The organism is Hydrogenophaga sp. (genome assembly GCF_035481345.1).
Classification (GTDB): Bacteria; Pseudomonadota; Gammaproteobacteria; order Burkholderiales; family Burkholderiaceae_C; genus Hydrogenophaga.
In genome coordinates this window covers 42994-49163 of record NZ_DATIGV010000127.1, presented here as the reverse complement: position 1 = coordinate 49163, position 6170 = coordinate 42994, and the positions used below count along the sequence as shown (strand labels likewise).

The following is a 6170-nucleotide window of genomic DNA, read 5'->3' as shown; positions in this document are numbered from 1 at the left end:
ACTCCTCGTCGACCTTGAGCAGGAACTGCGTGCCGCGCACGCCGATCATGCCGGTCGGCGTCTTCACGGACACGGCTTCGGGCTGCAGCTTGGCAATGCCGCCGGACACGTAGTTCAGGGTGCCCTTGCCCATGCGCGCGCCCAGCTTGAGCTTGCCGGCGCTGGGCTCGTACATGTACTCCTCGACGGTGAGCGAGGTGTTCGGCCCGAAGGACATGATGGTGTTGTCGCCGAAGACCACGCCCAGGCTGGAGTCCGCTTGCGTGCTGAGCGCGCTGCCCTGATGCAGCGGTGTGCCGGGCTGGGCCTTGACGACCTGGCCGTCGGTGGTGACCGTGGCCAGGCCCTTGACGGTCTTGACGTGACCGACCGGGGCTTTCTCCACCGCCGAGGCCGCGCTCGCGAGCGCCAGGCACAAGAGGCCGGCGCTCACGATGGACAGCCGGGTGGTGCGGACGTGGGGACGTGGGTGGGCCATGGGGTTCTCCGTCTGACGAACGGGATGATAAACCGCATGAGCGGCGTCAAAGGCTCAGAGCACCAGCCGCTTGGCGTACCCCGTCATCTCCAGATAGCCACGCCCGACGACCCGGCCGTTGCTGTCGATCAGGTCCGACAGCCCCTCCCAGTAGATCGCGCCCGTGCTCGCGCGGCTGTCCAGTTCCTGCGAGTCGATCAGCGCGCGCACGGTGTAGAAGTCGGCCGGCGTGCGCACCAGCCATTCCACGGGATAGCGCGTGTTCGTGAGCGGGCTGGTCCACCAGCGCCGGGGTGTGAACTCCACCTCGCCCGGCCGGAAGCGGTGGATGGCGTTGGGGTCTTGCGCATCACTCGCCGCGCGGAAGGAGCCGCCGGTCCACACGGTGGAGCCATCCGCTCGGCGCAGGCGGAAGGCCGTGAGCGCGTGGCCGTCGAAGAGGTTCATGCCGATCCAGTCCCAGCCCACGGCCTCGGGGTGCAGCAGGGCCTCGCTCCACTCGTGGTCCAGCCAGGCGGTGCCGGTGATGGCGAAGCGCTGGCCCGCCAGGCCGAGCGTGCCGCGCACCTGCAACTGCGGTTGCGAGACGTAGAAGCTGGATTGCGCGGCCTCCGGCCCCTTGCGGGAGAAGCCGCGGTCGCCCTGCAGCAGCCAGGCCTGCGGTGCGCTGGCCTCGACGTCGATGAGCAGGGTGTCGCCGACGGCGCGGGTGGCGTAGCCGCCGTCGGCTCGACGGCGGATGAACCAGTCGCGCAGCACGACCTCGGTGTCGGTGTCGCTGGCGAACACGCCGCGGTCGGCGTTCAACGGCCGCTCGCCGTTCCAGCGCGCGATGCGCTCGTCGTGGTGCAGGCGCCGGCCCGCCACGTCGGTGATGGCGGCGTGCGCGAAAAGCAGTTGCCGCGCCGCCAGGCGCCCGGGCAGATCGCGCGCCTCGTCCACGCGGCTGCGGAAGAAGGTGATCTGGAAGCCGAAGTCGCGCCCGCCCTCGTCGCGCGCGTGGCCGGTGAGGTACCACCACTCGGTGCGCGTGTCGTTGTGGGTGCCGTGGTCGCGCGGGAACTGCAGTTCGCGCGGGCGCAGGGCGTCGCCGGGGCGGGCGATGTCGCGCGCTGGCGCGGGTGGGGTGGCGCCCGCCGGCACGTGTGCGGTGGCGCCCGCCGGCGCGTGCGGCCAGGCCAGGGCGGCGGCGCTGCCCAGCAGCCAGTGGCGTCGGTTGATGGGACGGAGGTCGAGGTGTTCCATGCGGTTCACCAATCCTGCCGCACGGCCTGCACCGCGTCGCGGCTGGCGGCCGCGCGCCCGGCCAGCCAGGCGGTGAGGGTGCCCGCCAGCACCACGGCCAGTGCCAGCGCGCCCAGCCGGGTCCAGGGCAGCACCAGGTCCATGGTCCAGTGGAAGCTCTGGGGGTTGACGACGTGCACCAGCACCAGGCTCACCAGCAGGCCCAGCGCGGTGCCGGCCAGCGCGCCCAGCGCGGTCCATGCCAAGCCCTCGGCGGCCACCACGCCCAGAATCTGCCGCCGCGTGAGGCCCAGGTGCGCGAGCAGGCCGAACTCCTTGCGCCGCACCAGCACCTGCGCGCTGAAACTGGCCGCCACGCCGAACAGGCCGATGCCGATGGCCACGGCCTGCAGCCACACGGTGACGGCGAAGCTGCGGTCGAAGATGCGCAGCGAGGTGGCGCGCAGTTGCTCGACGGAGGCGAATTCGATGGCGTCCTGAATGCCGTGCGCGCGGGCGAGCGCGGTGAGGGCCTCGCGCACGGCCAGCGCGTCGGCCTGCGGCGTCAGGTGCAGCGCCAGGTCGCTCACGCGGCGCTCGCCGCTCAGGCGGGCGTAGGTGTCGGCGTCGATGGCGATGCTGCCGTGCTGGCGCGCGTAGTCGCGCCACACGCCGGCCACCACGTAGCGCGCGTGCCGCGCCTCGGGCGCGGCCAGGGCCTGGGCCAGCGCGGGCAAGGGCTGGCCGACGCGCGCGCCGTAGAGGTCGGGCATGGCCTCGCTCACGTAGACGGGGATGTCGGGCGCGGCCACGGCGAGGGCCTCGCCCACCAGGGGCAGGGGCAAAGGGTCGCCGCGCAGGGGGCGCACCAGCAGGGCCACGGGCGGGCGCGCGGGGTCCAGTTGCAGCGGCACGGCGCGCATCGTGTCCACGCGCGCCACGCCGGGCACGCGGGCCACCGCGTCCACGAAGGCGGGCGGCAGGTGCTGGCTGTCCATGGCCGCGCCGCTGCCGCGCAGGTAGAGCGGGGCGGGCAGCACGGTGTCGAGCCAGCGCGTCACCGAATCGCGAAAGCTCGCCACCATCACCGTCAGCGCCACGGAGAGGGCCAGGCTGGCGACGACGCCGCTGGTGGCCACGGCGGCGGTTTCGCGCAGGCGGCGCGCGCGCTCCACGGCCAGCAGCGGCAGCAGGCGGCGCGCGCTCAGCGGCGCCAGGCGATCGAGCACAGCCGACACGCCCAGCGGCAGCGCCGCGATGCCGCCAATGAGCAGCAGGCCCACGGACACATAGGCGCCCAGCGGAATGCCGGCCACGGGCGGCGCCAGCGCACTCAGGCCCGCCAGTAACAGCAGGGCGAGCGCCGCGCCATGCCGCCGCGCGCCGGGCGCGCCCGTGCCCAGCCCCTTGAGGGCCTGAGCCGGCGCCAGACCCTGCGCCGCGCGCGCGGGCCACCAGCCGCCGGCCAGCGCCGCCACCACGCCCAGCGCGCCGTACAGCAGCGCGGCCAGCGGGCTCCAGTGCAGCGTGGGCGACACGCCGGTGAAATAACCACCGCCCAGGTCACCGCCCAACTGGCGCAGCGCGAAGGCCGCGACGGCGCTGCCCAGGGCCACGCCGATGGCGCTGCCCACCAGCCCCAGCAGGGCCGATTCGGCCAGCACCAGACGCAGCCGCTCGTGCGCCGACAGGCCCAGCACGCCCAGCAAGGCCAGCGGGCCCTGGCGCCGGGTGACGGAGAGCGAGAGCACCGAGAACACCAGGAAGGCGCCGGTGAACAGCGCCACCAGCGCCAGCACCGTGAGGTTGACGCGGTAGGCGCGCGAGAGGTTGCTCACGCGCTCGCCCGCCTGCTCGGGCCGCTGGGCCAGGGTGCCGGGCGGCAGGTCCAGTGCGGCCAGCACCCGTTCGGCGGTGGCGCCGGGGGCCAGGCGCAGGTCGATGCGGCTGAGCGCGCCCTCGCGCGCGGCCAGGGCCTGCGCGGCGGCCACGTCCATCACCAGCACGGGCGCGCCGGGCGCGTTCACGTGGCCGGCGACGCGCAGCCCGTGCTCCGCCGCGCCCAGGCGCAGCCGGGCCGTGGGCGCGTCGCCCACGGCCCGACGCGCGCTGGCGTTGAGGAAGACGGCGTCGGGCGCGAAGAGGTCCAGGCGGCCCCCTTGTTCGTTGATCAGCGGCATGAGCGCGGGCGCCACGCGCCCCACGCTCAGCGCGTCCACGCCGATCAGGCGGGCGGCCAGCCGCTCGCCTTGCGAGCCGATGACTTGCGCGGGCAGTTCCAGCACCGGGCTGGCCGCCGCCACGCCGGGCTGCGCGGCCACGCGGTCCAGCAGGGCGTCGTCCAGCGTGCCCTGGCGCGCGCGCAGTTCGATGTCGGGCTGGCCGTTCACCGCGCTCACCGCGTCGCGGAATTCGGCCAGGGCGGAGGCGTTGATGAGCTGCACCGCCAGCGCCAGCGCCACGCCCAGCGCCACCGCGAACACGGCCGTGGCCGTGCGCCAGGGGTGGTGGCGGAATTCGGGCCAGGAGACGGCGGCGAGCAGGCGAAGCATGCGGGCAGCATACGGGCACGAGGGTGGTGCGCGAAGGCGCGCGCGTCCTGTGGTCCAATACCGGTTTTTCGTCACCCCGCCGCTCTAAGGAAAGTGCCATGGGCAACAAGATCGTCACCGAGGCCGACCGCAAGGCCACCCCCCGTCCCGTCGCTGCCAATGGCGCCGTGCTGCCCACCCCCGGCCGTGGCCAGCGCCGCAGCCTGGAGCGCGGCGTGGCCACGCGCAGCAAGAAGAACCCGGGCAAGCGCCCGCACAGCGGCTGATCGCTGCGGTTCCCGGCAAAAGCCCGCTTCGGCGGGCTTTTTGTTTTCCGATGCCCGCCGTTGCCAGCGGATGCCCGATGACAAGGCTTGACTCGTTTAGATCAAAAAGTTACAATCGTCGTTTCCCATTCAGTCAACAACGTATGTTGACGCACCGGGCGCTACTCGCGGATCTTCCTGAATCCCGTCGCGGCGCCGGTTACACCCCCGCCGGGCTACCGCCCGGCACACCGGCTGGTTTCCAGCCACCTGCCGCCGCGTCGCGCCACCCCGTTCTCGCCCCTCGACCAGGCCCGCTGAACGGTTCCCCTTGGCGTGCACAGGCGCTGGTTGCGTCGTCGCTTCGTCGTCTTCAGTGCCTGCTGCGTGGCTGCGGTCCGCGGCCGCCTGCGCGCACGTTCCGAGGCGGCCATTGCCCAAAGCCCACCCACCAGGAGGCCCGCCGCAATGGCAAAAGACATTCAGATCGACCACGTATTCAAGGTCTTCGGGGATGACCCCGAGGCCGCGCTCGCGCTCGTGCGCGAGGGCCGCAGCAAGCAGGAGATCCTGGCCGAGACCGGCCAGTCCATCGGCGTCTTCGACGCGCACTTCACCATCCAGGCCGGCGAGATCTTCGTGATCATGGGCCTGTCGGGCTCTGGCAAGTCCACGCTGGTGCGCCTGCTCAACCGGCTCATCGAGCCCAGCGCCGGCCGCGTGGTGATCGACGGCCGCAACATCTTCGAGCACAGCGATCGCGAGCTGCGCGCCCTGCGCCGCAAGGACATCAGCATGGTGTTCCAGTCCTTCGCGCTGATGCCGCACATGACGGTGCGCGACAACACCGCCTTCGGACTGGAACTGGCGGGCGTGGACAAGGCGGCGCGCCTGGCCCAGGCCGACGAGGCCCTCTCGCAGGTGGGCCTCGCCGGCTGGGGCGACAGCTACCCCGACGAACTCTCCGGTGGCATGCAGCAGCGCGTGGGCCTGGCCCGCGCGCTGGCGTCCGACCCGTCCATCCTGCTGATGGACGAGGCCTTCTCGGCGCTGGACCCGATCATCCGTACCGACATGCAGAGCGAGCTGCTGCGCCTGCAGGAGGTCAAGCGCCGCACCATCGTCTTCATCTCGCACGACCTCGACGAGGCCATGCGCATCGGCGACCGCATTGCCATCATGAAAGACGGCCAGGTGGTGCAGGTGGGCACGCCCGAAGAGATCCTGCGCCAGCCCGCCGACGACTACGTGCGCCACTTCGTGCGCGGCGTGGACGCGGCGGCCGTGTTCAAGGCCGGCGACATTGCGCGCCGCAGCCAGGTGGTGGTGGCCGAGAGCGCCACGCGCGGTGCCCGCGCGGCCTTGTCGATGCTGGAGCAGCAGGACCGCGAATACGCCTTCGTGGTGTGCACGCAGGAGCGCTTCCAGGGCATGGTGTCCGTGGAGTCGCTGCGCGCCGCGCTCAAGGGCCACGAAGGGCCGTTGGGCCTGCAGCACGCCTTCCTGCCTGGCGTGCAGGCGCTGGAGTCCGGTCACCCCGTCAACGAACTGTTCGGCCAGGTGGCGCAGGCGCCGTGGCCGCTGCCGGTGGTGGGCGCGAACGGCCGCTACGTCGGCGCCATCAGCAAGACCACGCTGCTGCGGTTCATGGACCGCGGCAGCGATTGAGGA

The 6170-nt window shown here is 72.6% G+C and carries 5 protein-coding genes; 2 read left to right on the top strand and 3 right to left on the bottom strand.

What is annotated here, in order from left to right; genetic code table 11:
* From VLG41_RS14085 to VLG41_RS14075, 3 genes are all read right to left on the bottom strand, one after another.
* On the bottom strand, positions 1-478 hold a 478-nt coding region (locus tag VLG41_RS14085), incomplete at its 3' end, for a FecR family protein (protein ID WP_325350029.1).
* Between the two features lie 54 nt (positions 479-532).
* Positions 533-1723 (bottom strand): carotenoid 1,2-hydratase, encoded by a 1191-nt coding sequence (locus VLG41_RS14080; RefSeq protein WP_325350028.1) that lies wholly within the window; start codon positions 1721-1723, stop codon positions 533-535.
* Positions 1724-1728: 5 nt separating this feature from the next.
* Positions 1729-4254 (bottom strand): FtsX-like permease family protein, encoded by a 2526-nt coding sequence (locus tag VLG41_RS14075; RefSeq protein ID WP_325350027.1) that lies wholly within the window; start codon positions 4252-4254, stop codon positions 1729-1731.
* A 98-nt stretch (positions 4255-4352) separates the two neighbouring features.
* On the opposite strand from VLG41_RS14075, the gene VLG41_RS14070 reads away from it, so the two are divergent.
* Both VLG41_RS14070 and proV read left to right on the top strand, forming a co-directional pair.
* Positions 4353-4520, top strand: coding sequence for a hypothetical protein (locus VLG41_RS14070; protein WP_325350026.1), 168 nt, complete (start codon positions 4353-4355; stop codon positions 4518-4520).
* Positions 4521-4967: 447 nt separating this feature from the next.
* Positions 4968-6167 (top strand): glycine betaine/L-proline ABC transporter ATP-binding protein ProV, encoded by a 1200-nt coding sequence (gene proV / locus VLG41_RS14065; RefSeq protein WP_325350025.1) that lies wholly within the window; start codon positions 4968-4970, stop codon positions 6165-6167.
* Positions 6168-6170: the final 3 nt, after the last annotated feature.

Coding starts and splice junctions, on each gene's coding strand:
- VLG41_RS14080 (WP_325350028.1), bottom strand. CDS start 1,723: ATGGAACACCTCGACCTCCGTCCCATCAACCGACGCCACTGGCTGCTG.
- proV (WP_325350025.1), top strand. CDS start 4,968: ATGGCAAAAGACATTCAGATCGACCACGTATTCAAGGTCTTCGGGGAT.
- VLG41_RS14070 (WP_325350026.1), top strand. CDS start 4,353: ATGGGCAACAAGATCGTCACCGAGGCCGACCGCAAGGCCACCCCCCGT.
- VLG41_RS14075 (WP_325350027.1), bottom strand. CDS start 4,254: ATGCTTCGCCTGCTCGCCGCCGTCTCCTGGCCCGAATTCCGCCACCAC.